Source organism: Microcoleus sp. Pol14D4 (assembly GCF_036701245.1).
In the GTDB taxonomy this organism is placed as follows: domain Bacteria; phylum Cyanobacteriota; class Cyanobacteriia; order Cyanobacteriales; family Microcoleaceae; genus Microcoleus.
Map to the genome: position 1 here is coordinate 1 of NZ_JAUBQM010000196.1, position 1,364 is coordinate 1,364.

Consider the following 1,364-nt stretch of genomic DNA (forward strand, 5'->3'; position numbering starts at 1 on the left):
AGCAGGGTAAGCTCATCTAATTTAGTATAAATTGTACTTGACAAAAAGACAAATATAAAAACGTGGTATTTACGTATTAGCAATTCTATAATGCCTTAAAAACTAAGTCATCAAGCGGTAAAACTCAATGGATAAAGGATTCCTGCCCGTCCGGCCAACGTCTCAGTCAAAGCAACTACTGAAGAAGCCCTCACCTATCTCTATGCAAGAGTTACAAGGAAGCTTGTCAAGTTATTTTGATGACGTACCCGACCCGAGAGTGAACCGAACCAAACGCCACTTATTGAAAGATATTCTCGTCATTGCTATATTATCTACAATAGCTGGAGGTGATGGATGGGAAGACATGGAAAATTATGGAATCAGTAAGCAGCAATGGTTGCAAAAATTTTTAGACTTACCAAATGGTATTCCGAGCGATGATACCTTCCGACGAGTTTTTGAAAAGGTAGACCCAAAAGTTTTAGAAAAGAAGTTGACCGAATGGGTTAAACAATTAATTGGGTCAGTTGTTCAACAAGTTATCCCGATTGATGGAAAAAGTCTCCGAGGTTCTTATGACCGAAAAACCGGGGAAAAGAATTTACATTTAGTGACGGCGTGGGCGAGTGAAAATCGGTTGGTACTTGGACAAGTTAAAGTTGAAAACCATTCCAATGAAATCACAGCTATCCCAGCCCTATTGGAATTAATCGATGTCACAGGAGCGATTATTACGATGGATGCGATGGGTACTCAAACCGAGATTGTACGACTGATTCGTCAAAAAAAAGCTGATTATGTAGTTACTCTGAAAAAGAATCATCCAACCCTTTACAAACAAGTCAAAACCTGGTTTGAAACAGCCAGAGCCAGCCAATTTGGGGGAATTGAAGTGAGTGAAGATTCCCGAACGGAAAAAGCACATCATCGAATCGAAACTCGAAAAGTTTGGGCGGTTCCAGTGAGGGCATTAGGGGGACTCTACCAACAAGAAGACTGGACAGATATTCAGACTATTGTTATAGTAGAACGTTTCCGTTGTCTGTGGAATAAAACCACTCATGAAGTACAATTTTACCTGAGTTCCTTACCCGTAGATGCCCAGCTTAATGGTCGCGTCATTCGTCAACATTGGAGTATTGAAAATCAAGAACATTGGGTTTTAGATGTCACTTTCAATGAAGATCGCTCTCGCATTCGGTCCTTGAATAGCCCTCGAAATTTGGCTGTTATCAGACGGATGTCCCTGAATGCTGTAAATCAAGAAACTACTCTCAAGCGTAGTTTGCGACAGAAAAGAAAACGGGCTGCAATGAATGATGAATACATGATGCTTCTTCTCAAGTCCTTTTGTCAAGACTGATTGAGATGCTCTTACCCTG

At 40.7% G+C, this 1,364-nt stretch carries 1 protein-coding gene; it reads left to right on the forward strand.

Translation table 11 applies throughout. The features are described from left to right. Nucleotides 1-127 precede the first annotated feature (127 nt). Nucleotides 128-1,345, forward strand: a complete 1,218-nt coding sequence (locus QUA33_RS28050; protein ID WP_333153043.1) for an ISAs1 family transposase — start codon at nt 128-130, stop codon at nt 1,343-1,345. The last annotated feature ends 19 nt before the right edge of the window (nt 1,346-1,364 follow it).